Genomic DNA, 25604 nt, shown 5'->3' on the forward strand with positions numbered 1-25604 from the left:
TTGCGCTGCTAAAACAGATGATGTATTTAACGCGCTGTAATTAATTAGATTTGAGTAAATAAAAAGGCACTTTACAGTGCCTTTTTTATTTTTAATTACCGTTTTCTCAATACTGGCTGTATCAGTTAAGCTTTATCGATATTTAACATGTCATCATGCTCAGCCATATCCCAAGGTAGTTCGCCGGGGCTGTTACCTAAAAAGTGTAAGTAGTTCTCAAACTGATCAAGAATATCCTTCACAATATCATCTTCATTGTAGCCATAAACATCGTACGACAGACCACCACGACGTAAAAACACGTCGGCCTTATAATACATTTCAGTATTGTCGTTATCAGGGCGCAGCTCTGAGTAAGCAAAGCTCGGCATAGGGTGCTCGGTAAGGCGAATGTCATAAACAAAATCAACATGCTCATGGCGTAGTACAGTTAAATGAGCGCGTCCTAAATCAGTATCAAATTCCACCACAGCATGCCATTGTCGAGATTTAAATTCTGCTTGTACGGCTTTCATTGCCTCAACGACTACGCTACCAATAAAAGTATGTACTTTTTCTTTATTGGGGTAATTAACCATAGCCGCTAAACGGCGTTTCCAATGAGATAGATCAATATTACGACCATTAAGTGAATGTGCTTGTAGGCTGGTATCGCGATGGCCTTCAATTCTTAGCGCTCGCCAAAGCCCCGCAGTGGCAATTAGCATAATGATAGCAAAGGGTAAGGCACTGGCAATGGTCATGGTTTGTAGTGCACTTAAACCACCTGCCACTAATAAAACAGCCGCCACAGCGCCTTCAAGCACCGCCCAAAACACCCGCTGCCATGCTGGCGTATTAATATTTCCACCTGAAGCGAGTGAGTCGATTACCAAAGAGCCGGAATCAGACGAGGTAACAAAAAAGGTAACAATTAAAATAACCGTGAGTAGCGAAATAAAAAATGAGAGCGGTAACACTTCAAATAATTGAAATAACGCGACGGCATGATTTGCTTGTACATCACCAATGAGCGTATCAAAGCCTTCATTCATTATTAAATTCAGTGCTGTATCGCCAAACACTGAGAACCATAAAAAAGTAAAAATAGTAGGAACTAACATCACGCCAACAACAAATTGTCTGATGGTTCTGCCGCGGCTAATTTTTGCGATAAACATGCCGACAAACGGCGCCCACGCAATCGTCCAGCCAAATATAAATAAAGTCCAGTTACCAATCCAGTCACTGCGGCTATAAGCTTGTAAGTTAAAGGTGCGCTCAACTATGCCACTAAGATAACTACCAGTATTTTGTAAAAACGACTCTAAAATATGAATCGTTGGGCCAATAAAAAATACAAAGGCCATTAATGAAACGGCTAAGGTCATATTCACGATTGATAAACGTTTTACCCCTTTATCCATTCCGGCAACTACAGAGAGCGTTGCTGCGGCGGTAATAATAGCGATTGCTGAGATTTGTACTGTGGTATTAATAGGAATATCGGGCCATAAGTAGTGTAGCCCCGCATTAATTTGAGTCACCGAAAGTCCGAGCGTGGTCGCAATACCAAATAAGGTGCCTAGTATGGCAAATACATCAACGGTATGGCCTATAGGGCCATATATTTTATCACCAATAAGTGGATACAAGGCCGAGCGAATAGACAATGGCAGACCATGACGAAAGGCAAAATAAGCCAGCACTAAACCAACAATTCCATAAATAGCCCAAATATGAAATCCCCAATGGAAAAAGGCAATTTGCATTGCTTGCTTAGCGGCATCCACGGTTTCAGCCGCACCCGATGGCGGGGATGCGTAATGCAGTACTGGCTCGGCTACACCAAAATAAAGTAGCGCTACGCCGTAACCGGCAGAAAATAGCATGGCAAACCACTCACCAAAGCTGTATTGCGGCTGTGCATGATCGGGGCCTAGTTTTATATTCCCCCAACTGGAGGCGGCGACACACACAATAAATACCAAGAAAATAGCGACTGATAACATATAAAACCAGCCAAAGGTTTCTGTTATCCACGCAAGGGCAACACTAAATGCCTGACCTGCGAGTTCAGGGTTACTACTTGTACCAATGACCAAGAGTAGAATAATAAATACTGCAGGCAAAAATACAGGTAGCAAAATAGTTGAGCGTAAAGCAGTTTTTGTCATATTAATCCTTAATATTAATTGCTAACTTTCAAGTATGCTTGCCTACCTTATTATATATTCCGTTTATTGGCTAATTCAGTTGCTTGATTTATATACTTTAAAAAGGAGGGTAAAAGTTAATTTATAGGTGTTAGCAAATTGAAAATCATACTTTTTAATCCGGCTGTCAGTGACGAGTAGCCCTGTGTAATTTCATCGGCGTCTAACTCAACTCAGATAAACGTTTATAACTTAAAGCTATAAGCTTTTCTCCCAATTGCATTGCTTTACTAAGTTAAACCAAGGGCTGGTAAACTCTTTAGCGGTAATTGGCTCAGGTAGGGTTAAAGTAACATCAAGCTTTTTAGCTAGATAATGTGCTACTAGCTGTTTCATTTTATCGCTTTCTAATTGCTCGTAAGCTGCTTGCAGCTGATGTTTATCTTTTTGACTTATGAAATCGCCAGTTAAATTTTTGTAGCCTAATTCAAGCCAAAGTAGCTGTGCTTGTTTAGCTTCGTTGGGAAATGCATGGGTTAAAGTTGCCGTTGGAGTATAGAGACGTTCAAAGTTAAGCTGATGTTCTTGAATTAAAAAGACCATTAATAAATTGAGCCCGGTTGAGATTTGCCCCGCGCGTTTATCAATATTTTGGTTAAGGCTTAACGCACTTCTAAAGTAGCGCTCAGCCTCAGTAACATTGCCTTCATCAAGCGCTAAGTAGCCCAAGTTACTTTTTATAAGTGCTGTTATATTAGGAAGCTTTAATTGCGTGGTGAGATCAAGATTATTTAAGTATAAAGCACGCGCTTTAGCAAAGTCATTTTGCGAGCGAGCAACCAGCGCCATACTGTTGGTGAGTGTTAATCGTTGGCGATCGTTGTGCGCATATTTATAAGCACATTTGAATGAGATCTGGGCATCGCTTAAGTATTCAGCATGGCGTAGCCATATTCCCAAGGCACTCATTATGGTGGTCAATTTTTGTTTGAAGTAGTCAGCTTGATGATGCTGAAATATTGCGTCAATCGATTTATAAAGCCGATCGTAATGACTTGTGGGCACGGCTGTTCGGGCATAAAGCAAGTGCCAGCGGATAAATAGCGCAACAGGAGCTGTATTTAGTTCTTTGAGATTTTCAAGAATGATTATTGATTGTGCGGGATTAACAACAAGATAATCTTCGGCTTCGTTAAGTTTAGCTTCAAACGATGTAAAATCATTAGCCATAGCCTGCGTTGAACCAAATAACACCAACCAACCTAAAACGAAAAGGCGCAACAACTTATCCTCGATAATCGAATTATGCGTTTATTCACTATAGATGCAGGTATCTAACAAAGCAACGCGATTAAAGGGTACAGGTTTGTGAGAAGGTATTTTAAAAGCACTAAAAAAGCCCTAAACCTATACAAGCTTAGAGCTTTTTCTGTATGTAATTAAATTTTAGCGAATACACTTAACTTTAATGTGATGTTGGGTTTCGTTTTACTCAACCCAATCTACGTTTAATATTAACCTGCTTAGCGCATACAGCTAAAAACTCACAACTGCTTTTTAATCATCAATTGAGCGAAGCAGAGCGTTAATGCCTACTTTTTCGCGTGTTTGTTGATCAACTTTTTTCACAATAATCGCAGCGTATAAACTATGCGTGCCATCTTTTGAAGGCAGAGCACCTGGAACCACAACAGCACCAGCAGGTACGCGACCATAATGAATTTCACCGGTTTCACGGTCATAAATACGGGTACTTTGGCTAATGTAAACACCCATTGAAATAACCGCACCTTCTTCAACAATAACGCCTTCAACAATTTCTGAACGTGCGCCAATAAAGCAATTGTCTTCAATGATGGTAGGATTTGCTTGTAGCGGCTCTAAAACACCGCCTATGCCCACACCGCCTGATAAGTGTACATTCTTACCAATTTGAGCACATGAACCTACAGTGGCCCATGTATCAACCATAGTGCCTTCATCAACGTAAGCACCAATGTTTACATACGATGGCATTAGTACAACATTTTTCCCTACAAAGCTGCCTTTACGGGCAACGGCGTTGGGTACTACGCGCATGCCGCCTTGTTGAAACTGTTCTGGTGTGTAGTCGCTAAATTTAAGCGGTACTTTGTCGTAAAATTGATTTACGCCATCATTCATTGGCTGGTTTTCACGAATTCTAAATGAAAGTAGCACGGCTTTTTTAAGCCATTGATGAACAACCCATTCGCCAGAAATTTTTTCTGCAACACGCGCTGCGCCACTATCTAATAGCTCAAGTGCATCAATAATTGCTTGTTTAACATCGCTTGATACGGTTGTTGGGCTAATGCTGTCGCGGTTATCCCACGCATTTTCAATCATGGTTTTTAAATCTGACATAGTGTCCTCTTATTCAATTTCGGCGTTGAGTTTTTTACGTAATGCCTGATGAATTTTTGCTTGCTCTTCATCAGTCAGCGATTGATATTCGTTATTAGATACCACAAAGAAATCTTCTGCGCGCTCGCCTACCGTGGTAATGCGTGCGGCATGTATGTGGAGTAAGTAAGCTTGAAAAACCTCGGCTATTTTAGTTAACAGCCCAGGTATATCAACCGCTTGAATTTCTATTAAACTACGGTCCTTACGAGGGTGCGGGCGCAGTACAATTTTTGGTTTAATATTAAAGTCTTTAAAGCGTTGTGAACGGCTCTTTTTAAAGCGTATTTTTTTACGTGGATCACTTAATGCTTGCTCTAATCCGCGTTTAATCGATTGCGCACGGCTACTGGCAATTGGGTCTCCGCTAACTTCTAAAATAACAAAGTTGAACAGTACGTAGCCATCTTTGGTGGTCAGTACTTGGGCGTGTTGAATTTGTGCTTTTTTAGAGCCAATAACACTGACTAATCGAGCAAATAGCGCACCTGAATAAGGACTATATGCAAATACTTGGGTGCCGCCATGCATTGCTTTATTTGAGACAATAACACTGGGTAGGCTCAAATCGGTGCATTTTAGTAAATGCTCCGTATGCCACGAAATCTGTTGCTCACTAAAAGCGGTAAAGTAATTGGCTTTAAAGCGGCTCCAAATTAAGTCAATTTGATCTTCATGGTAATGCAAATTAATCAAGCGCTGTTTAGCTTGATGCTTTTTATCTCGAATTTGGTCGCGTTGATCCATAGGATTTTCAAGCCCAAGGCGCAAAGCACGTTGTGTATGCAAGTAAAGCTCGCGTAGTAGAGTGTTTTTCCAGTCATTCCACAAGTTGTCATTAGTGGCGCGTATATCGGCGACGGTTAAACAATAGAGATAATCGAGCTGGCGCTCTGTTTTTACTCGCGATGCAAAATCTTTTATTACGTCTGGATCGTTTATATCTTTACGCTGCGCCGTTACCGACATGAGTAAGTGGTTACTAACAAGCCAAGAAATTAACTTACCATCTGATGATGCAAAACCATGCAATTTAGAAAAAGCAATGGCATCAACAGCGCCCAGTTCAGAGTGATCGCCCCCACGGCCCTTAGCAATATCGTGGAAAATACCGGCTAAATACAGTAGCTCTGGTTTATCCATACGCGTAACGATTTCGCTGCAAATTGGGAATTCGCTAATCCCGGTTTTATCAAAATACTGATAAATATTATTGATCAGCTTGTGGGTGTGTTCATCAACTGTGTAGGCATGAAACAAATCAAACTGCATTTGGCCAAAAATATTTCGCCACTGCGGCAAATAGGCGGCAATCATGCCGTGTTTGTGCATCAGCGTAAAAGCACGTCCCATGCCATTAGGATGCTTTATGATTCGTAAAAAAGCTTCTCGACAGGCTGCGTAGTCTTGTAGGTCGCCTAATAAACGGCGACGAACTTGGCGAATAGTGCGAATTGTGCTTGGGTATATATGGGTAATTTCAGGGTGGTCAGCAATATGCTCAAACAACACAAAAAGTTGATCGCGTCTAAAGAATACAGACGGACTTTTTACCCGAATTTGATGGCCAACGCGCTCAAAGTTACGATCAAGCTCTTCAACGGTAGCTTGACTGCTGTCTGGCGAAATACTTTGCTCAAAGTACGAAAGCAACATTTGGTTAAGCTCACGTACTCGGCTCATGATTCTGAATAAACGCTTCATCATGCGCTCAACCGAGGCTTTACCATCGCTACCAAAACCTAAAATTTCTGCAGCTTGGGGTTGATGATCAAACAATAAGCGGTTTTCTGAACGTTCTGCGGCTAGATGCAATGCAAAGCGAATATTCCATAAATTTTCAAGACACTCTAACAGCTCTTGATATTCCTCATGGGTCAGGTAGCCGTGACTAATTAGCTCTTGCAGAGTTTCTGCCCTAAAGTGCTTTTTAGCGACCCAAATAATAGTTTGCAGGTCGCGAAGACCCCCTGGGTTTTCTTTTATATTTGGTTCTAAATTGTAGGCAGTACCGTGGCACTTTCTGTGACGCAAGTTTTGTTCTTGTACTTTTGCGACAAAAAATTCACCTGAGCCCCACACCGGGGTTTCAATAATATGGTTTTTTAGTTTTTCAAACTCAATATGATTGCCAAAAATAAGACGGCTTTCTAATAAGCTGGTGGCAAAGGTAACGTCTTCACGTTTTTGATCTATGGCTTGTTCAATAGTACGAACACTATGACCTATCTCGAGATTAAGATCCCATAACATAGTAACGAATTGGCCGATTTTTTCGCAAATATCATCATTAGGCTGTTTCGTAACAAGTAACAAAAAGTCTATATCAGAGTAGGGATGTAGCTCGCCACGACCATAACCACCTACTGCAATTAAAGCCAAGTCTGGTTCGTGAGCTAAATCATAAACCTGAAAAAGTTTGATTAGCAACCGGTCAATAAATTCTGCACGGGCATTAATTAATTTACCAACAGGTTGTTTGGAGAATTCATTATGCAACCATTTATAGAAATAGGCGGAGCAATCGCGGTAATCGTTTAATTGCTCAGCATCATTGAGCAACTTTTTTACTTTGTTAGGTAATGCCACTTAGGCTGGCTCCTATATGGACTGCATTATAAGTTGAAATTTATTTCTATAATATATTTGCTGTAAGGGCAATAAGTTATGTTACCCCCTTACAGCAAACCGCTTAAGCGATATACGGCAAATCTGTTACTATCGCGATTAAGCGCGCACTTAAAATTAGTGCTCGATAATTCTATCGATTGTATCATCTGATCGTAGTGTTAAAATTTCAACACCATTTTCAGTTACAAGTAAGGTGTGTTCCCACTGAGCTGATAAACTACGGTCTTTTGTTACCACAGTCCAGTCGTCTTTAAGTAATTTACATTGGCGTTTGCCCGCATTTACCATAGGTTCGATGGTTAAACACATACCTGCTTTTAATGTTTCTCCAGTACCTGCTTTACCGTAATGCATTACTTGTGGTTCTTCATGGAACTCGCTGCCGATACCATGGCCGCAGTATTCACGTACGATAGAGTAGTTAAAGCTCTCTGCATATTTTTGAATAGCTGCACCAATATCACCAAGGCGAACACCCGGTTTTACCATTTTAATGGCAAGGTAAAGACTTTCTTGAGTAACTTCTGCTAGGCGTTTACCTTGAATATTAGGCGTGCCTACATGAAACATCTTTGATGTGTCACCGTGGTAACCATCTTTGATAACGGTGATGTCAATATTTACACTGTCACCGTCTTTTAATGCTTTGTCGTTCGGAATACCGTGACAAATTACATGATTTACTGAGGTACAAATTGATTTTGGAAAACCATGATAATTAAGAGGAGCAGGAACGGCATCTTGCACATTAACAATATAATCATGACAAATTGTATTTAGCTCATCGGTGGTGATACCTGGTACCACATGTGGTTCGATCATTTCTAGCACATCAGCAGCCAAACGGCCGGCTACACGCATTTTCTCGATTTCTTCAGGGGTCTTAATCACAGCGCTCATTGAGGCTCCAAAGTTGCGTTTTTAGATGATTATCGTCGCACAATTTTTGCACGAGACGTTGAGTATTTATTTTTAATATGGTATAAAGCGCGCCGTCTTTTTACAAATAAATTCTTAAATGATTTTTTGTATTTAAGGCAAACACAATTTTATTTTAACACACACACGTATCGTCACATACACTTGGGTGCATTTCAGTTTCATTTAACTGCGGTGTTGGTGCTATGGGATATGTGGAGGCCTAACCCTAAACAACTTAGAGGATTTACAAAATGGCAAACGTTTCAATGCGCGATATGCTTCAAGCTGGTGTTCACTTTGGTCACCAAGCACGTTACTGGAACCCAAAGATGAAGCCTTTCATCTTCGGCGCACGTAACCGTGTACATATCATCAACCTTGAGCAAACTGTACCAATGTTCAACACTGCACTTAAGTTTTTATCTGGTGCTGCTGCAAACAAAGGTAAAGTTCTTTTCGTTGGTACTAAGCGCGCAGCAAGCGAAGCAGTAAAAGAAGCTGCTTTACAAAGCGATCAATTCTTCGTTAACCACCGTTGGTTAGGCGGCATGTTGACTAACTGGAAAACAGTTCGTCAATCAATCAAGCGTCTTAAAGACCTTGAAGCTCAAAGCCAAGACGGTACTTTCGAGAAGTTAACTAAGAAAGAAGCGTTAATGCTTACTCGTGAAATGGAAAAGCTTGAAAAGAGCCTTGGTGGTATTAAAAACATGGGTGGCCTTCCAGACGCTATCTTTGTAATCGATGCTGACCACGAGCACATTGCTATCCGTGAAGCTAACAACCTAGGTATCCCAGTTGTTGCAATCGTTGATACTAACTCTAACCCAGACGGTGTTGATTACATCGTACCTGGTAACGATGATGCTATCCGTGCAATCAACCTTTACACTAGTGCTGTTGCAGCTGCGATCACTGAAGGCCGTGAGAGTAACATCGTTGCTCAAGCTGAAAAAGATGACTTCGTAGAAGCTGAGTAATTAGCTGTCATCAAGTCTTCATCTTTTAAAGGTGAAGACTTGCTATTCTTGTGGAGCGGGTAACCCGCTTATCTAAACCTGATTTCAGATTTGAGGATTTACTAATGGCTGTAACTACTGCCCTAGTTAAAGAATTACGCGAGCGTACTGGCGCTGGCATGATGGATTGTAAAAAAGCGTTAACTGAGACTGATGGTGACATCGAGTTAGCGATTGAAAACATGCGTAAGAGCGGTGCTGCAAAGGCTGCTAAAAAAGCAGGTAATATTGCTGCTGAAGGTACTATCATCATCAAGCAAAACGCGGGTGTTGCAGTACTTGTAGAAGTTAACTGTCAAACTGACTTCGTTGCTAAAGATGCAAGCTTCCTAGCATTTGCTAACAAAGTTGCAGATGCTGCTATCGCTGACACTACATCTATCGAAGACTTACAAGCTAAGTTCGAAGAAGATCGTGTTGAGCTAGTAACTAAAATTGGTGAAAACATCAATGTACGTCGTCTTCAATACATCACTGGTGAACAACTAGTTGAGTACCGTCACGGCGAGCGTATTGGTGTTGTTGTTGCAGGTGTTGCTGATGAAGAAACACTTAAGCACGTTGCAATGCACGTTGCTGCTTCAAACCCAGACTACCTAACTCCAGATGACGTACCTGCTGATGTTGTTGAAAAAGAAAAGCAAGTACAAATCGACATCGCGATGAACGAAGGCAAGCCTGCTGAAATCGCTGAGAAGATGGTTGTTGGTCGTATGAAGAAATTTACTGGTGAGGTTTCTCTTACTGGTCAAGCTTTCATCATGGAACCGAAAAAATCTGTTGGCGAAATTCTTAAAGAGAAAAACGCAACAGTTACTGGCTTTGTACGTATGGAAGTTGGTGCAGGTATCGAGAAGAAAGAAGAAGATTTTGCTGCTGAAGTTGCTGCTCAAATTGCAGCTGCTAAAGGTCAGTAAGACATACTATTTGTGATGCAAAAGGAAAATACATGCAATTAAAGTACTATTTGCTTTTGCGTCACGCTTAGAAATTCTTTAAAATAACCGCGCTTTTATGTTTAACATAAGCGCGGTTATTTTTTATCCATAATTCAATAAAAGTTGGCCCCAAAACTATGACTATCAATCGCAAACCTATTTTTAGACGTGTTCTTCTCAAATTAAGTGGTGAAGCTTTAATGGGAGACGAAGGCTTCGGCATCGACCCTAAAGTTTTAGATCGTATGGCACAAGAAATTAAAGAGCTCGTAGAACTCGACGTAGAAGTGGGTTTAGTTATTGGTGGCGGTAACTTTTTACGCGGTGGCTCATTAGCCGAAGCGGGCATGAATCGCGTTGTTGGTGACCACATGGGGATGCTTGCAACCGTAATGAACGGCCTAGCTATGCGTGATGCGCTACACCGTGCGTTTGTAAATTGTCGCTTAATGTCAGCTATCCCATTAAATGGCGTATGTGATGCCTATAACTGGGCTGAAGCTATTAGCTTGTTGAAAACAGGTCGCGTTGTTATTTTTGCCGCTGGCACAGGTAACCCGTTCTTCACTACTGACTCTGCAGCGTGTTTACGCGGCATTGAGATTGAAGCTGATACGGTAATTAAAGCGACCAAAGTAGACGGTGTATTTAGTGATGATCCGGTGAAAAACCCTGATGCGACACTTTACCGTCACTTAAGCTACAATGAAATTATTGATAAAGAATTAAAAGTAATGGATTTAGCGGCATTTACTCTTGCTCGCGACCATAATATGCCATTGAGCGTATTTAATATGAATAAATCAGGCGCATTAAAACGCGTAATAATGGGTGAAGAAGAAGGAACCCTTATTTCTTCACAAGCCTCAGATGAAGTTAGTAACTAGATTAGGATTAAACCGTGATTAACGATATTCAAAAAGATGCGCAAGAGCGCATGCAAAAAAGTGTAGCAGCACTTGGTAGTCAATTATCTAAAATTCGTACTGGCCGTGCTCATCCTGCAATTTTAGACGGCATTATGGTGTCGTACTACGGCGCTCCAACACCGTTAAACCAAGTTGCAAATGTAACAATTGAAGATTCACGTACACTGGCTATTGGTGTATTTGATAAGTCTTTAGCGCAAGCTGTTGAAAAAGCTATTATGGCTTCTGACCTTGGTTTAAACCCAATGTCTGCAGGCACGGTTATTCGTGTACCTCTTCCTCCATTGACTGAAGAACGCCGTAAAGATTTAATTAAAATCGTACGTGGCGAAGTAGAAGGCGGACGTGTTGCTATTCGTAATATTCGTCGTGATGCAAATGGCGATATTAAAAACTTATTAAAAGATAAAGACATCTCTGAAGACGAAGCACGTCAAGGTGAAGATGCAATTCAAAAAATCACTGATAAGTTTATTAAAGAAATGGATACACAATTAACAGCGAAAGAAGCTGAGTTGATGGAAATCTAATAACTGTTCTAGACCTAGGCAAACAGCTTTAGCTAAATAATTAAGCCGCTTTTCACAAGTATTCGCACTTTACTTTAATTGTGTGATTTTAAAGAGTAACAGAATGTATTTTCTCTTTACTAGTGGCTCTATTATCAGTAAATACAAGGTTGTTAGCTGTATAATTATTTGCTTAAAGTAGATTTATTATCACGGGTACAGGTTAAATTTATTAGTTTTGAAACGCCGTCTGGGGTATACTAGGCGGCGTTTTTTTATGGAATACACAAAATTTATGGTTCTAGACGCTGATACAATTTCACAGCAATGTTTGCCTAAACATGTTGCCATCATCATGGATGGGAACGGGCGTTGGGCACAAGCCAGAAATAGGCCTCGTGTATATGGGCATAAAAAAGGCGTGGATGCAGTTCGTCAATCTGTGCAGTTTTGTACTAAATTAGGGATACAATCGTTAACCTTATTTGCTTTTAGTAGTGAAAACTGGCGCCGCCCTGAAGACGAAGTAAATACATTAATGGAGCTTTTTTTATTTGTACTAAGTAAAGAAGTTAAAAAGCTGCATAAAAACAACGTAAAACTAACCATCATTGGAGATTTATCTCGATTCTCTGAAAGCTTGCGTGCGAAAGTACATACTGCGCAAGAACTAACAGCGAATAACACCGGTCTGCACTTAAATGTAGCGGCAAATTACGGTGGTCGCTGGGATATGACTCATGCTGCTAAGCAGGTTGCTTTACAAGTAGCAAATGGGGAACTTGATCCCGCAGACATTACAGAAGAACATATTGCACAGCATATGAGTATGGCAGATCAGGCACAGCCAGATTTATTGATCCGTACTGGTGGCGATGTCAGAATTAGTAATTTTTTACTTTGGCAGGCAGCCTACGCTGAACTTTATTTTACCAATACACTTTGGCCTGACTTTAACGAAGCTGCTTTTGCAGAGGCCATCGCATGTTACGTTGCCAGAGAGCGACGTTTTGGTTGCACGGGCGAACAAATAAAACAATTACTCGCTCAAACCTAAAATAGATTAAGGGTCATCATTTTGTTAAAACAACGTATTTTAACCTCACTAGTGCTAGCACCATTAGCACTGGCTTTGGTTTTTTACACCCCACTAACGTTATTTAGTTATTTTGCGGGTGCTATTGTATTAATGGGCGCATGGGAATGGTCTGCTTTTATGGGGCTATGCGATAAACTAAAACGCGGTGCGTTTGTATTGTTAGTTGCAGTATTACTCGGTTTACTTAATTTACATTGGCCGATAGAAACTCTATGGCAGAACGGCAAGCTTGTAGGTGATGCCAATTACTTATTTACCTTATCGTTTTCATGGTGGTTAGTTGCAAGTTATTTAGTGTGGCGTTACCCCGCTATGGCTAAAGGCTGGAATGAAGGGCTCGTGATGCGCGGTATTGCAGGTTTACTGACATTGGTACCACTGTGGCTTGCGCTTAACACCCTTCGAAGTGCGCAATATACAGAATCAACACACTATGGTTCTATGCTGATTTTAGTGGTTCTAGGTATTGTATGGAGTGCCGATATTGGCGCTTACTTTACCGGTAAAAGTTTCGGTAAACATAAGTTAATGCCTAAAGTTAGTCCAAATAAAACCATAGAAGGCCTCGCCGGTGGCGTGGTTGCTGCGGTGTTATTTGTATTGGCTTTTTGTTTTTACACTAACGTTGATACTTCTGTGTGGCCAATTTATGCAGTAATGACAGCATTTATTGCTTTGTTCTCTGCGGTAGGTGATTTACTCGAGAGTATGTTTAAACGTGAAGCGGGTCTTAAAGATAGCGGCAGTTGCCTACCTGGGCACGGCGGTATTTTAGACCGTATTGATAGCTTAACTGCAGCAGCGCCGATGTTTGTTATTTGCTTTGCCTGGACACTGAGTTTATGAGTGTAGTGCAACAACTGGTTATTTTGGGTGCAACGGGGTCTATAGGTCTTAGCACGTTAGATGTTGTTGCAAGAAATCAACAGCAGTTCAAGGTGTTCGCATTGGCCGCAGGGCAAAATGCAAAGAAAATGGCTGAGTTGTGTCTTGCTCATCAACCTCGGTATGCTGTTATGGCTTCAGAGCAAGCCGCTAAGCAGCTTAGTGAACTTTTAAAAGGTATGTGTAAAACACAAATAATGCATGGCGAGAAAGCCATGAGTGAGCTTTGTGCGCATGTTGATGTTGATACTGTGATGTCAGCTATTGTTGGTGCAGCTGGGTTACTGCCTACCTTGAGCGCAGTTGAAGCAGGAAAAAAAGTACTGCTGGCAAACAAAGAGTCATTGGTGATGTCGGGTCAGTTGTTTATTGATAAAGTGAAACAACATCAAGCAACTTTATTACCCATCGACAGCGAACATAATGCTATTTTTCAGTGTTTACCTAGTACGTTACAAAACACCCAAGGACAAGCACGGCTTGAGCAGCATGGCGTTAGCAAAATTTTATTAACTGGCTCTGGTGGCCCATTTTTAAACCGTGATATTAATACGCTTGATAGCGTTAGTGTCAGTGAAGCGGTTGCTCACCCTAATTGGTCTATGGGACAAAAAATATCAGTAGACTCAGCCACAATGATGAACAAGGGCTTAGAGTTTATTGAGGCTAAATGGTTATTTAACTGTGATGCCAGCGATATTGATGTGGTGATTCACCCTCAAAGTATTATCCATTCTATGGTGCAATACCAAGATGGCTCTATTTTAGCGCAAATGGGAAACCCCGATATGCGCACCCCTATAGCACATGCGCTTGCCTTTCCACAGCGAATTGATGCGGGTGTTAAACCGTTAAATTTTTCTGATATTTGTGATTTTTCGTTCACTAAACCTGATTTCTCGCGTTACCCCAATTTAAAGCTTGCAATTGCAGCCTGTGATGCAGGCCAAGGAGCCACCACCACCGTTAATGCGGCTAATGAGATTGCAGTTAATGCGTTTTTACAGGGGCAGATTAGGTTTACGGATATTTATAAAGTGAATGCGCAAACATTAGACGCCGCACAATTTACTGATGCGAAAACTCTCGATGAAATTTTAGAGTGTGATCGTTTAGCACGTTTGAGCGCAGCGCAGTTTATAACCAAAGTGGTGCATTAAAATGTTCGATTTTTTTTGGAATTTAGGCTCATTTATACTCGCACTCGGAATTTTAGTGACCGTTCACGAATACGGTCATTTTTGGGTGGCTCGTAAGGCGGGCGTTAAGGTACTGCGCTTTTCAATTGGTTTTGGTAAACCTTTATTAAAATGGCACGATAAATACAATACTGAATACGTGATCGCGGCAATCCCACTGGGCGGATACGTGAAAATGCTCGACGAGCGTGTTGATGAAGTACCCGCAAATCAACGTCATTTATCGTTTAATGCTAAATCTGTTCAAGCGCGAATAGCTATTGTGGCTGCTGGGCCTATGGCGAACTTTTTATTTGCTATTTTTGCTTTAGCGGCCATGTATATGGTGGGTGTGCAAACCATAAAACCGGTTGTAGGTAATGTTGTTGAAGGCAGTAGAGCAGAACAAGCAGGCATTACGTCTACTCAGCAAATAATTAAAATTGGTGATGACGATATTACTAATTGGCAAGATGCGACTTTTTCTTTGATATCGCACTTGGGTGATAAAAGTGTTGCCGTTACTTTACGTAATGAAAATTATCAACAAACAACGCAAATTCTCAACCTCGATGGTTGGAAGCTTGATCAGCAAGATGTACCGCCATTGAGCTCGTTGGGGATTGTGCCGTTTCGCCCTCAAGCAACACTCACTATTGCGGCGATTACTAAAGACTCTGCTGCTGAACAGGCAAATTTACAGGTTAACGACATTATTCTGGCTGTAAACGGCGAAACAATGAGCAGTTGGCAGCAATTAGTTAATCTTATTACTCAATCGGCTAACAAATCCTTACAATTTAGTGTAAAAAGACAAGATAGTATAAAAACAATAATAGTGACCCCAAACAGCCGAGTTGTCAGTAATGGTGTTGAACAAGGCTTTTTAGGTGTTGCTCCGGTTGTAGAGCAGTGGCCTGATGATTTTGTAGAGACTAGACATTATGGGCCACTAGATAGTATTGTGCTGGGCACAAAAGAAACATGGCGTTTAATTACGCTGAGTTTTGACATGATAGGTAACTTAATAACAGGCCAGGTGTCGGTTAAAAACCTAAGTGGGCCCGTCGGCATTGCAGTCGGTGCCGGCACAAGTGTTAGTTACGGATTAGTCGCATTTTTAAGCTTTTTAGCTTTGATCAGCGTTAATTTGGGAGTATTTAATTTACTTCCTCTGCCAGTGCTTGATGGTGGGCACTTAATGTATTACATAATTGAACTTTTTCGTAAAAAACCAGTCTCTGAAAAGACACAAGAGTTTGGTTTTAAAGTGGGAGCCTTGCTACTCATTTTTCTAACATGTTTCGCTTTGTTCAATGATGTATCGCGCTTGTAGTATTTAAGCGTGGTGACGACAAATTAGAACACGATTGTAAAGCTCGTAACTATTTAGTTTTCGATGCTAAGCGGTAATACAGTTGTAAAGGATAAAGATAATAAAATGGCTATAAAAAAACATTTGGTAGTTTCAAGTTTATTGGGTGCAAGTTTTGCAGCCCTAGGCCAAAACTCCTTTATTGTTGAAGATTTAAAAGTTGAAGGATTGCAACGTGTCGCACTTGGTGCTGCATTAACGCATATTCCTATCAACGTGGGCGACAATGTTGATGAATATACAATTTCAAAAACAATTAAGTCACTTTATCGCTCAGGTCACTTTGACAATATAAAAGCGTTGCGTGATGGCAATAACGTTATTTTTAAAGTAACTGAACGCCCAACAATTAGCTTTATTGAATTTGAAGGCAATAAAGACATTAAAGATGAGCAGTTAAACCAGTCGCTTGATCAACAAGATATTCGTCAAGGCGAGCCGCTGGATAAAACGGTTATCGATAATATTGAAAAAGGCTTAGTTGAGTTTTTCCACAGCATTGGTAAATACAATGCAAAAGTGGACATAAGTATCACTAAGCTGCCACGTAACCGGGTTAAATTGAGACTCGAGTTTGATGAGGGCGATGCAGCCTCTATTCGTCAAATCAACTTAGTTGGTAATGAACTTTTTTCAAACGAAGAGCTACTTCAGCTTGCAGAGTCGCAACAAGATTTACCTTGGTGGCAGTTTATGGGTAGCGATCGCTATCAAAAACAAACCATCGAAGGCGATTTAGAAAAAATTCGTAGCTTTTATTTAGACCGTGGTTATTTGCGTTTTAATATTGATTCAACTCAAGTATCAGTTAGTCCTGAACGTGAATCGGTTTATGTAACGGCAAATATCACCGAAGGTGTAAAATACAAAGTGAAAGGCTTTGATTTTATCGGTGATTTACTCGGCCGAGAAGAACTAATAAAAAGTGTTATCCCACTTCGTACCGGAGAGTTGTATAACGGCTCGGTGGTGACTTCTTCAGAAGAGTTTATAAAAAGTTACTTAGCTCGTTTTGGATATGCTAACGCTGAAGTACGCACCATTCCAGAAATTGATGACGAAAACCAAGAAGTACAACTAACTTTGTCGGTTGACCCTGGAAAACGTGTTTATGTTCGTCGAATTATTGTAGGTGGTAACCAAAATACAGCTGATGAAGTACTACGTCGTGAAATGACACAGCTTGAAGGTGCATGGCTATCTAACCAAAATCTTGAGCGTTCTAAATTACAAATTCAACGTTTACCTTATATGGAAACTGTTGACTTTAATGTGGTGCCTGTTCCAGGTGTGGATGACCAAGTAGATGTTGATTTTACTGTTAAAGAGCAATCTGCGGGTAGCTTTAATGCCGGCCTTGCTTATGGTTCGTACTTAGGCCTGCAATTTAATATTGGTGTAACTGAATCTAACTTTTTAGGCACAGGTAACCAAATTGGTTTTAACATTAATACCTCGCGTGGCTCTGAGCGTGTCAGTGTGTCGTACACAGACCCTTACTTTACGCCAGATGGGGTATCGCAAGGCAGCAGCATTTTTTACAGTAACTACGATGCTAGCCAGTTTAGCTTAATTGACTATAAGTCAAAAAGTTATGGCCTTGGGACTAACATTGGTTTTCCAATTGATGCTATAAATCGTATTAACTTTGGGGCTCGTTGGATAGAAGAAGAACTATCAGATATCGCTGAATATGAGCAAACACGTGTATTACGTGAAACCTTCCTCGATCCAGAAAACCCTGATGCGGGCTTTGAGTTTACCAAGTATGAGTTAAGTGTAGGTTGGTCGCGTGTAACGGTAAACCGTGGTTTATTCCCAACAGCTGGCTCAAGACAAACATTAAACCTAACAGCAACAACGCCGAATTCAGATTTAAAATACTTTAAATTAAATTACGATTCACGTTTTTACTGGCCGATATCAAACGATCATCGTTGGGTGTTCTCAACGCGTGCGGCATTAGGTTACGGTAATGGTTATGGCTCTACTAACGGGTATGAGCAGACGCTCCCATTCCAAGAGTACTTCCGTATTACAGAAATGGAACTACGCGGCTTTGATAGAAATACTATCTTACCGCGCGCAGTATCACGAGTACCGCAATCTATACCAGGCACGCCATCGGGTGATGGTACAACCACAGGTAATATAGGTGGGGCATCTGAGTTTGATGTATTGAGACCTCAGGGCCGTATAGGTGGTAACGCGAAGGCGGTTGCAGGTATGGAACTTATTGTTCCTACACCGTTCTTAGATGAAGAAAATACCAGTTCGGTACGTACTAGTTTCTTTGTTGATGCTGCCAACGTTTGGGATACCGAGTTTAACGTTGATCGTTATCAAAACTTAGGTATTGATGAGCGTGCAAAATTAGATGATTATTCAGACCCAATGCGCTTTAGGGTTGCAACCGGTTTATCATTACAATGGATCTCACCTATGGGTCCTATGCTGATCAGCTTTGCGTATCCGTTGCAAAAAGAAGAAGATGACGATACCAAGACCATCAGTTTTAATATTAGTAACACTTTCTAAAGGAGTTTTTTGTGAAAAAATTATTCAAATCAACAGCAGTTGCAGTTCTAGCTACACTTATGATGGGTACATCAGTTAATGCTTTTGCTCATAAAGTGGGTATTGTAGATATGCAAGAAATCTACAAGCAGCTTCCACAAATGGCTAAAATCGAACAGTCTTTACAAACTGAATTTGCTGAGCGTCGTCAAGAGCTTGAAAAGTTACAGGGCGATATTCGCTTTGAAGCTGAAAAGTTTAAGCGTGAAAGCACCACAATGAGTCAAGATCAAAAAGACGCATTACGTGATAAAATTCAGGGTATGCAAAAAAACCTTGCTGAAAAGGGCCGTCCGTTAGAGCAAGAAATTAAAGCACGTCAAAATCAGGAGTTGGCTAAAGTTCAGACTTTAATCATTGAAACTATCCAAGAGATTGCTAAAAAAGGTGATTTTGACGAAGTTAAAGTAAAAGACACAACTATTTACTTTAATCCTAAAGAAGTAACTGATCTTTCTGAAAAAGTAGTAACAGCTGTAAGTAAGAAATAATTAACCTATGCAAAATTATACGCTTTCGCAAATTGCGGAACTTCTAGGCGCCGAGCTTCAAGGTGATGGCGCTTTAGAAATTAAAAAAATAGCGACACTTGCAAATGCCCATACTGGGCATATTGCATTTTTAGCGAACAAGAAATATCGATCTCAGCTTGAGACAACAAAGGCCAGTGCGGTGATACTCAGCCCTGACGATGCGCCTTACTTTTCAGGCAATAAAATCATCGTTGCCAATCCTTATGTTTGTTATGCCAAACTCGCTCAGTTTATGGATACTACACCTCGTAGTGCAAATAGTGGTATACACTCGAGTGCGGTAATACATGCCAGTGCACAAGTGAGCAAAAGTGCAGCCATTGGTGCTAATGTTGTAATTGAAGCTGATGCTGTAATTGGTGATAACGCACAAATTGGTCCGAACAGTTTTATTGGTGAACGTGCTAAAATAGGCTCAGGCACCAAACTTTGGCCAAGTGTGAGCATTTATCATGATGTTGAGATTGGCGCAGATTGTTTATTGCAAGCTAACACTGTCATTGGTAGTGATGGCTTTGGCTATGCAAATGAACGTGGTCAGTGGCTTAAAATTCCACAATTAGGCTCTGTGATCATTGGCGATAAAGTAGAAATTGGCGCAAGTACCACGATAGATCGTGGTGCGCTTGATGATACTATTATCCACAGTAACGTTATTATTGATAACCAGTGTCAAATAGCACACAACGTTGAAGTTAACTCAGGCACCGCTATTGCCGGTTGTACTGTACTTGCAGGCAGTGTCACCATAGGTAAAAATTGCCAGATTGGCGGCATGAGCGCAATTAACGGTCACATGTCTGTGTGTGATGGTGTTATAATTACCGGCATGAGTATGGTGACCAAATCAATCACCGAACCAGGTATTTACTCATCTGGTATGCCTCATACGACTAACAAAGAATGGCGAAAATCAATTGCTCATTTGCGCAACCTTTCAGACATGAAATCACGTCTAAAAGCGCTTGAAGCATTGAACAAGTCATGATCGTTGAACACTAAAAAGGATGCTATTTTGGCAAACGAATTAAATAGCCTTGATATTCAAGAAATTTTAAGTTTATTACCGCACCGTTACCCGATGCTACTAATTGATCGTGTAATCGATTTCACCCCAGGTGAATCATTGCATGCAATTAAAAATGTATCGATTAATGAGCCTATTTTCACTGGCCACTTCCCAAATCAGCCGATTTTTCCTGGTGTGCTAATATTAGAGTCAATGGCGCAAGCAACGGGTCTATTAGGGTTTAAAACGGTTGAAAATCGTAGCGAAAACGAACTTTACCTATTTGCAGCTGTAGACAACGCGCGTTTTAAGCAGCCAGTTGTGCCAGGTGATACCATGCATCTTCATGTTAAGTTTTTAAAAGAGCGTCGTAACATATGGAAATTTGCGGCTGAAGCTAAAGTTGACGGCAAAACAGTGTGTAGCGCCGAAATCATGTGTGCTAGAAGAGAGTTTTAATTGTGATCCATGCTACGGCAATAATCGAACCGGGTGCAAAACTTGGTAACAATGTGTCAGTTGGACCATATAGTTACATCGGTAATGATGTTGTTATTGGTGATGACTGCATTATTGAGTCTCACGTTGTTGTTAAAGGGCCTGCTACTATTGGCTCTGGTAACCATATTTTTCAGTTTGCCTCTGTGGGCGAAGCTTGCCAAGACAAAAAATATAACAACGAACCAACCAGTTTAATTATTGGCGACAATAATGTGATTCGTGAATGTGCGACTATCCACCGCGGTACAATTCAAGATGAAGGTGTTACCAAAATAGGCAGCAATAACTTATTTATGGCTTACACCCACGTTGCACACGATGCGGTAATTGGCGATAACGTTATTTTTGCAAATAATGCCAGTGTAGCGGGTCACGTTCATGTTGGTGATTGGGTGATTTTAGCGGGTAACTCAGGTGTTCATCAATTTTGTAAAATTGGTGCGCATGCATTTGTTGGTATGTATTCGGGGGTAAACAAAGACGTACCTCCATTTGTTACCACCATTGGTATGCCAGCAGGCCCTGCAGCAATCAATACTGAAGGCATGAAACGCCGTGGTTTTGAAAGTGATGAAATCATGGCAGTACGCCGCGCTTATAAAGCGTTTTACCGCAAGAGCTTAGGTGTTGATGAAGCGATTGAATTACTTGCTGAAGATGCTGCAAAGTTTCCAGCAGTGCAATTGATGATTGATTTCGTTAAAAGTTCTGAACGCGGTATTGTGCGTTAAAAAATAGCATTTTTAACAAATTAAAAAACCACCTTTGAGTAATCAAGGTGGTTTTTTATTAGCTGATTAATAATTCAGTCTCTACTCAGTATCGTCCAATTACACTCCCTCTACATTTTTCAATAAAGTATAAAGAATGAAACTAATAAAGTTAGTATTGCTTTCAGTACTGTCGGTGATTTTGGCCGCCTGTAGTAATGCGCCAGGTAATATAAATAATCAACAACGTGATGTTGCAGAGCAAGGTAAAGCATCATTTTATGCTGATAAGTACCACGGCCGACTTACTGCCAGTGGTGAGCGATTTAGTCAACAAGCGGCAACAGCTGCTCACTTAAAGCTCCCGTTTGGTACACGAGTAAACGTTACTAATATTGCTAATAATAAGTCAGTGGTGGTCAGAATTAACGACAGGGGTCCTTATATTCGGGGGCGAATTATAGATTTATCTAAGGCGATGTTTAAAAAAATAGCCGACCCTAAAGTCGGCGTTATTGATGTATCGGTCACCGTTATTGATAATAAGTAATACTGCTAAGGACTAAAAGCGGGTCGTTAACGCCACATAGTCAGGGTGTTCATTGAGCAAATGTTGATGTGAACCTTGAGCGATGATTTGTCCGCTATCTAACCAGATGACACTATCCATTTGCGATAACAACGCTGGATCATGAGTAATTGTTAAAACACTGGCATGCTCTTTCAGCTGTAAAACACTGTTCATAACAGCTTGTTTAGAGATATTATCGAGCCCTTCAGTCGGTTCATCGAGTACTAAAATGGCGGGTTTTTGCAGCAGGGCCTGTGCCAAGGCTATACGTCTTGATTGACCTTGAGACACATTTCGCCCGCCGGTACCTAAACGGGTTTTCAGCCCTTGTTTGAGCTCAGAGAACCAACCACCAAGTTCTGCCTGTGTTAATGCTGCTATCATTTGTTGCGAGGTTGCATCGGGAGCTGCATAAGCAAGGTTTTCGCTTAATGTGCCATCAAAAATATGATGCTGCTGAGCTAAAATATTTAATGTCTTTGCTCGACTCTCATTATTTAAATCATGCAGGCTTATGATTTCTTTGTCGCTTTGTAAGTTTATTGTTCCTTGCTGCAGTGGCCATAAACTACTGAGCAAATTCACTAAGGTAGTTTTACCACTGCCGCTTCTACCAACAATAGCTACTTTTTGCTTCGCGGGGAGCTCAAAACTCACATTATTTAATGCCTGCTTTTGGCCATAGTGATAGCTGACATTATTTAACGACAAAGCCCAGTGCTTATTTAATAGCTCAATATCTGTGGTTGATACATTGTTTGTGCTAAGCGTTTTGTCTTCAAGAATAAAGAGTCGCTCAGCTGCTTTTAGTACATTAGGAAGCTCAATAAAGGCGTTAGGCAGTAACAATACGCTTTCAAAACTGGCAAGCACAAACAGGCTCAACATCGCCAGCTCTACATTGACCATAGCACCGCTAAACACTAGCGGCACAATAGTAACAATGCTGGAAAGCATAGCTAATTGCACTATGAGTAAGCTTAAGCCATCAGCGTTGCCAAGAGCCTTATGACGAATAAATAATTGCTGATTATACTGCTCACTTAACAGATCACACTTAGTGAGTTGTTGGTTTCGAGCTTGATAAATATTTAGTTCTCTAAGGCCCGTAAGGGTGTCTGATAGCTCTGCTCTAAGTTGTGCACTAAGTAAGGTTTCTTGGTGACTATTTTTATCTAATTGCTTACTTAATATTGCCGGTATAATCACCCCAATAATAATAATCCCAACAAAACAAATAAGGGCGACATTTACATTGTAGGCTGACATAAACAGCATAATAATAGGCACAGTCAGTAAAGCTACTAACATCGGCAGCAACACATTTAAATAAAACTTATCTAATGCGTCTACATCGTTTTGCAAGCGATTAACTAAATCGGCACTGCGGCTCATAGCTAAATCAAGGTTATTGAGCTTGCTGAGAGTGGCGAACATGTTTACTCGTATTTCACTTAACAATAAAAATGTGGCGTTGTGAGTAACTAAGCGTTCAGCGTAACGTGAGGCGGTGCGCACAATCGCTAAAAAGCGGATGGTGCCAGCTGGGGTAAAGTAGTTCATATGGACGCCGGCAATTCCTGCGGCTGCCATAGAAGCTAAAAACCAGCCTGAAATAGCGAGTAAGCCTACATTAGCTAGCACAGTGAGTGACGCTAGAAACGTCCCCAAAAGCATCGCTTTATAATGAGGGCGGCACAATTTGAGTAAACGAATAAAATTAGCCATTAGTTACCCCTTGTTCTGCTGTTTTCAGTAGCTTTGCAAATTCGCCAGATTGCTGGCTGAGCGATTTAAAATCGCCTTGTTGAACGATGCAGCCGTTTTCCATAACGATAAGTTGCTTAGCATTTTTTACTGTATTTAAGCGATGTGCGATGGTGATCACCAAGTGGTTTTTTGCATACTCAGCAATAGCGTTTTGAATGAGTTGCTCGGTTTGGCTATCTAAATGAGCGGTTGGCTCATCGAGCATTAGAATAGGGGCGTGTTTTAAAAATGCACGAGCTAATGCTATACGCTGTTTTTGCCCGCCAGATAGCCCTTCACCTTGCTCACCTATTAAGGTGTTAAAGCCATCGGGTAGCTCGTTAATAAATTCCAGCGCACCTGCTTGCTCTGCAGCATGTACAAGTGCTTCATATGAAGCGTCTGGGTTACCTAATTTTATGTTGGCGGCTAGGGTGTCGTAAAATAAGGTTGGCTTTTGTGGGATCCATGCAATGTTTTGTTGTAATTGGCTTATATCCGCGGTTGTCAATGGTTGTTGGTCAATGGATATATGTTGTATTACTTCTGGGTGAAAACCAAGCATGCAATCAAGTAGGGTGCTCTTACCTGAGCCGCTAGCTCCGACAATGGCTACTAGTCCTGTGCTTGGCAGGGTTAAATTAATATTATTTATTCCCTCATTGCTATTAGGGTAACTAAAGTTGAGCTCATGGATGCTTATAGTTCTACTAGCATTAACATTGATCTTTGCTGTGTGGCTATCATCATTTTCGGGCAGTGGTGCATTTAAAATAATCAACATATCTGCAGCAGCACTAATTCCCTGCAGGCGTGCATGGTAATGGCTGCCTAATTGGCGAAGGGGTAAATAAAATTCAGGTGCTAGTAACAGCACTACAAAGCCAGTAGCAAAATCTAGGGTGCCAAAAAATAATCTAAAGCCAATAATTACCGCTACCAGTGCCACACTAATTGTGGCTAAAAACTCCAGCGCAAAAGAGGATAAAAAAGCAATTTTTAACACGTTTAGCGTTGCGTGTCTAAAGTCATCGGAAATACGCGCGATTTGTTTGAGTTCTTTGCGTGTGGCATTAAATAGTTTTAGTTGAGTAAGCCCTTGTACGCGGTCAAAAAAATAGTTTCCTAGTACTGCCAGTTGTTGCCAACGTTTTTGATTAAGTGCCTCGGCTTTGTGGCCAACTAGAATCATAAAAAAGGGAATAAGTGGCGCGGTTAATAAAAATATTAATCCTGCTTTGTAATCGGTCGGAAATATAACCACTAATATTGCAATAGGAATAAGGGCACTGTAGGCAACACCGGGTAGGTATTTAGCATAGTAGTCATGGAGTGCCTCTACACCATTGTGCAGCGTGTTGAGCGTAGCACCTTGGCCATGTTGCTCTATATAACTTGGGCCGAGTTGTGTGAGCTTATCGAGTAAGGTTTGGCGAATAGCCGATTTAATTTTAAGCGTAGCAAATGCGCTTAATCGCTCGCTGAGTGCTAAGAAAATGGCGCGCAGTAAAATAATACCCGCTAAAGGCCATAAATAGTAGGTTACTTGGGCTAAACTATGCCCTTCAAACATCACCTCATGAATGGTTTGCGCGAGTAAGTAAGCTCCTGCAATCATTAAAATTGCATTAACTGTTCCAAGTGCAATGCTTAGCTTTAACCACATTGCCGCCGGTTTACTCTGCTGCTTTAAAAAAGCGCGCAGGGGTTGTTGCTGCGCGCGATTTGGTCGGGGATTAGTCGTCATTGTGATTTGTATTATGCTCGTTTAATAAATCATGGGTGGCTTGTTCATCATCAGCAATACTGTTTTTATTTTGATGAAATTCATACCACATCACGTTTATAACGCCTAAAGTACAAGCAAGCAGTACACCTAAAATCCACGCGAAATACCACATAATTTAGTCT

22 protein-coding genes are annotated in these 25604 nt (G+C 41.0%); 14 read left to right on the plus strand and 8 right to left on the minus strand.

Going from position 1 to position 25604, the window contains the following annotated elements:
• Window positions 1-125: 125 nt before the first annotated feature.
• From AN392_RS11120 to map, 5 genes are all read right to left on the minus strand, one after another.
• Complete coding sequence (locus tag AN392_RS11120; protein WP_055012765.1) at window positions 126-2156, minus strand: BCCT family transporter; 2031 nt, start codon at window positions 2154-2156, stop codon at window positions 126-128.
• A gap of 237 nt (window positions 2157-2393) precedes the next feature.
• Complete coding sequence (locus AN392_RS11125; protein WP_010388106.1) at window positions 2394-3416, minus strand: tetratricopeptide repeat protein; 1023 nt, start codon at window positions 3414-3416, stop codon at window positions 2394-2396.
• Window positions 3417-3692: 276 nt separating this feature from the next.
• Window positions 3693-4520, minus strand: a complete 828-nt coding sequence (gene dapD / locus AN392_RS11130; RefSeq protein ID WP_010388107.1) for a 2,3,4,5-tetrahydropyridine-2,6-dicarboxylate N-succinyltransferase — start codon at window positions 4518-4520, stop codon at window positions 3693-3695.
• Window positions 4521-4529: 9 nt separating this feature from the next.
• A complete protein-coding gene (gene glnD, locus AN392_RS11135; protein ID WP_055012766.1) occupies window positions 4530-7148 on the minus strand; it encodes a [protein-PII] uridylyltransferase in 2619 nt (872 codons plus the stop codon).
• Window positions 7149-7304: 156 nt separating this feature from the next.
• Window positions 7305-8090 (minus strand): type I methionyl aminopeptidase, encoded by a 786-nt coding sequence (gene map / locus AN392_RS11140; protein WP_054202413.1) that lies wholly within the window; start codon window positions 8088-8090, stop codon window positions 7305-7307.
• Window positions 8091-8362: 272 nt separating this feature from the next.
• Here map and rpsB point away from each other — a divergent pair, with 272 nt between their 5' ends.
• The 14 genes from rpsB to AN392_RS11210 all read left to right on the plus strand — a co-directional run bounded on the left by rpsB (window position 8363) and on the right by AN392_RS11210 (window position 21923).
• The gene (gene rpsB, locus AN392_RS11145) at window positions 8363-9091 is read left to right on the plus strand and encodes a 30S ribosomal protein S2 (protein ID WP_008110990.1); all 729 of its coding nucleotides are present in this window, start codon (window positions 8363-8365) and stop codon (window positions 9089-9091) included.
• Between the two features lie 104 nt (window positions 9092-9195).
• On the plus strand, window positions 9196-10047 hold the full coding sequence (gene tsf, locus AN392_RS11150) for a translation elongation factor Ts (RefSeq protein ID WP_010388114.1): 852 nt from the start codon (window positions 9196-9198) through the stop codon (window positions 10045-10047).
• Between the two features lie 158 nt (window positions 10048-10205).
• Window positions 10206-10955: a UMP kinase gene (gene pyrH, locus AN392_RS11155; RefSeq protein WP_016899281.1), complete on the plus strand. Its 750-nt coding sequence runs from the start codon at window positions 10206-10208 to the stop codon at window positions 10953-10955.
• Window positions 10956-11005: 50 nt separating this feature from the next.
• Complete coding sequence (gene frr, locus AN392_RS11160) at window positions 11006-11527, plus strand: ribosome recycling factor (RefSeq protein WP_218651693.1); 522 nt, start codon at window positions 11006-11008, stop codon at window positions 11525-11527.
• A 256-nt stretch (window positions 11528-11783) separates the two neighbouring features.
• Window positions 11784-12563: an isoprenyl transferase gene (locus AN392_RS11165; protein ID WP_010388117.1), complete on the plus strand. Its 780-nt coding sequence runs from the start codon at window positions 11784-11786 to the stop codon at window positions 12561-12563.
• 21 nt (window positions 12564-12584) lie between these two features.
• Window positions 12585-13451 carry a phosphatidate cytidylyltransferase gene (locus AN392_RS11170; protein ID WP_055012767.1) on the plus strand — a complete coding sequence of 289 codons (867 nt, stop codon included), beginning with the start codon at window positions 12585-12587 and terminating at the stop codon, window positions 13449-13451.
• The gene (gene ispC / locus AN392_RS11175; RefSeq protein WP_055012768.1) at window positions 13448-14650 is read left to right on the plus strand and encodes a 1-deoxy-D-xylulose-5-phosphate reductoisomerase; all 1203 of its coding nucleotides are present in this window, start codon (window positions 13448-13450) and stop codon (window positions 14648-14650) included. Before AN392_RS11170 ends, ispC begins: the two co-directional genes overlap by 4 nt.
• Before the next feature lies 1 nt (window position 14651).
• Window positions 14652-16004, plus strand: coding sequence for a sigma E protease regulator RseP (gene rseP, locus AN392_RS11180; protein WP_055012769.1), 1353 nt, complete (start codon window positions 14652-14654; stop codon window positions 16002-16004).
• 105 nt (window positions 16005-16109) lie between these two features.
• Window positions 16110-18581, plus strand: a complete 2472-nt coding sequence (gene bamA / locus AN392_RS11185; RefSeq protein WP_055012808.1) for an outer membrane protein assembly factor BamA — start codon at window positions 16110-16112, stop codon at window positions 18579-18581.
• Between the two features lie 11 nt (window positions 18582-18592).
• On the plus strand, window positions 18593-19111 hold the full coding sequence (locus AN392_RS11190; protein WP_010388129.1) for an OmpH family outer membrane protein: 519 nt from the start codon (window positions 18593-18595) through the stop codon (window positions 19109-19111).
• A 7-nt stretch (window positions 19112-19118) separates the two neighbouring features.
• Entirely contained in the window at window positions 19119-20141 is a 1023-nt protein-coding gene (lpxD, locus tag AN392_RS11195; RefSeq protein WP_055012770.1) for a UDP-3-O-(3-hydroxymyristoyl)glucosamine N-acyltransferase, read from the plus strand.
• A gap of 27 nt (window positions 20142-20168) precedes the next feature.
• Complete coding sequence (fabZ, locus tag AN392_RS11200; RefSeq protein ID WP_008110974.1) at window positions 20169-20621, plus strand: 3-hydroxyacyl-ACP dehydratase FabZ; 453 nt, start codon at window positions 20169-20171, stop codon at window positions 20619-20621.
• Window positions 20622-20623: 2 nt separating this feature from the next.
• A complete protein-coding gene (gene lpxA / locus AN392_RS11205; protein WP_008110972.1) occupies window positions 20624-21394 on the plus strand; it encodes an acyl-ACP--UDP-N-acetylglucosamine O-acyltransferase in 771 nt (256 codons plus the stop codon).
• A gap of 136 nt (window positions 21395-21530) precedes the next feature.
• Complete coding sequence (locus tag AN392_RS11210) at window positions 21531-21923, plus strand: septal ring lytic transglycosylase RlpA family protein (protein WP_055012771.1); 393 nt, start codon at window positions 21531-21533, stop codon at window positions 21921-21923.
• A 12-nt stretch (window positions 21924-21935) separates the two neighbouring features.
• On the opposite strand, the gene cydC is transcribed toward AN392_RS11210, so the two are convergent.
• Genes cydC through cydX form a run of 3 tightly spaced genes read right to left on the minus strand, consistent with a single transcriptional unit; the run spans window position 21936 to window position 25594 of the window.
• The gene (gene cydC, locus AN392_RS11215; protein WP_055012772.1) at window positions 21936-23672 is read right to left on the minus strand and encodes a thiol reductant ABC exporter subunit CydC; all 1737 of its coding nucleotides are present in this window, start codon (window positions 23670-23672) and stop codon (window positions 21936-21938) included.
• Window positions 23665-25440 (minus strand): thiol reductant ABC exporter subunit CydD, encoded by a 1776-nt coding sequence (gene cydD, locus AN392_RS11220; RefSeq protein ID WP_055012773.1) that lies wholly within the window; start codon window positions 25438-25440, stop codon window positions 23665-23667. The genes cydC and cydD overlap by 8 nt, the downstream gene beginning before the upstream one ends.
• A complete protein-coding gene (gene cydX, locus AN392_RS11225; RefSeq protein WP_008110965.1) occupies window positions 25430-25594 on the minus strand; it encodes a cytochrome bd-I oxidase subunit CydX in 165 nt (54 codons plus the stop codon). The genes cydD and cydX overlap by 11 nt, the downstream gene beginning before the upstream one ends.
• Window positions 25595-25604 lie beyond the last annotated feature (10 nt).

Source organism: Pseudoalteromonas sp. P1-16-1b, assembly GCF_001401785.1.
GTDB lineage: Bacteria > Pseudomonadota > Gammaproteobacteria > Enterobacterales > Alteromonadaceae > Pseudoalteromonas > Pseudoalteromonas undina.

Coding starts and splice junctions, on each gene's coding strand:
- AN392_RS11120 (WP_055012765.1), bottom strand. CDS start 2,156: ATGACAAAAACTGCTTTACGCTCAACTATTTTGCTACCTGTATTTTTG.
- dapD (WP_010388107.1), bottom strand. CDS start 4,520: ATGTCAGATTTAAAAACCATGATTGAAAATGCGTGGGATAACCGCGAC.
- map (WP_054202413.1), bottom strand. CDS start 8,090: ATGAGCGCTGTGATTAAGACCCCTGAAGAAATCGAGAAAATGCGTGTA.
- rpsB (WP_008110990.1), top strand. CDS start 8,363: ATGGCAAACGTTTCAATGCGCGATATGCTTCAAGCTGGTGTTCACTTT.
- tsf (WP_010388114.1), top strand. CDS start 9,196: ATGGCTGTAACTACTGCCCTAGTTAAAGAATTACGCGAGCGTACTGGC.
- pyrH (WP_016899281.1), top strand. CDS start 10,206: ATGACTATCAATCGCAAACCTATTTTTAGACGTGTTCTTCTCAAATTA.
- frr (WP_218651693.1), top strand. CDS start 11,006: ATGCAAAAAAGTGTAGCAGCACTTGGTAGTCAATTATCTAAAATTCGT.
- AN392_RS11165 (WP_010388117.1), top strand. CDS start 11,784: ATGGAATACACAAAATTTATGGTTCTAGACGCTGATACAATTTCACAG.
- ispC (WP_055012768.1), top strand. CDS start 13,448: ATGAGTGTAGTGCAACAACTGGTTATTTTGGGTGCAACGGGGTCTATA.
- rseP (WP_055012769.1), top strand. CDS start 14,652: ATGTTCGATTTTTTTTGGAATTTAGGCTCATTTATACTCGCACTCGGA.
- bamA (WP_055012808.1), top strand. CDS start 16,110: ATGGCTATAAAAAAACATTTGGTAGTTTCAAGTTTATTGGGTGCAAGT.
- lpxD (WP_055012770.1), top strand. CDS start 19,119: ATGCAAAATTATACGCTTTCGCAAATTGCGGAACTTCTAGGCGCCGAG.
- AN392_RS11210 (WP_055012771.1), top strand. CDS start 21,531: ATGAAACTAATAAAGTTAGTATTGCTTTCAGTACTGTCGGTGATTTTG.
- cydC (WP_055012772.1), bottom strand. CDS start 23,672: ATGGCTAATTTTATTCGTTTACTCAAATTGTGCCGCCCTCATTATAAA.
- cydD (WP_055012773.1), bottom strand. CDS start 25,440: ATGACGACTAATCCCCGACCAAATCGCGCGCAGCAACAACCCCTGCGC.
- cydX (WP_008110965.1), bottom strand. CDS start 25,594: ATGTGGTATTTCGCGTGGATTTTAGGTGTACTGCTTGCTTGTACTTTA.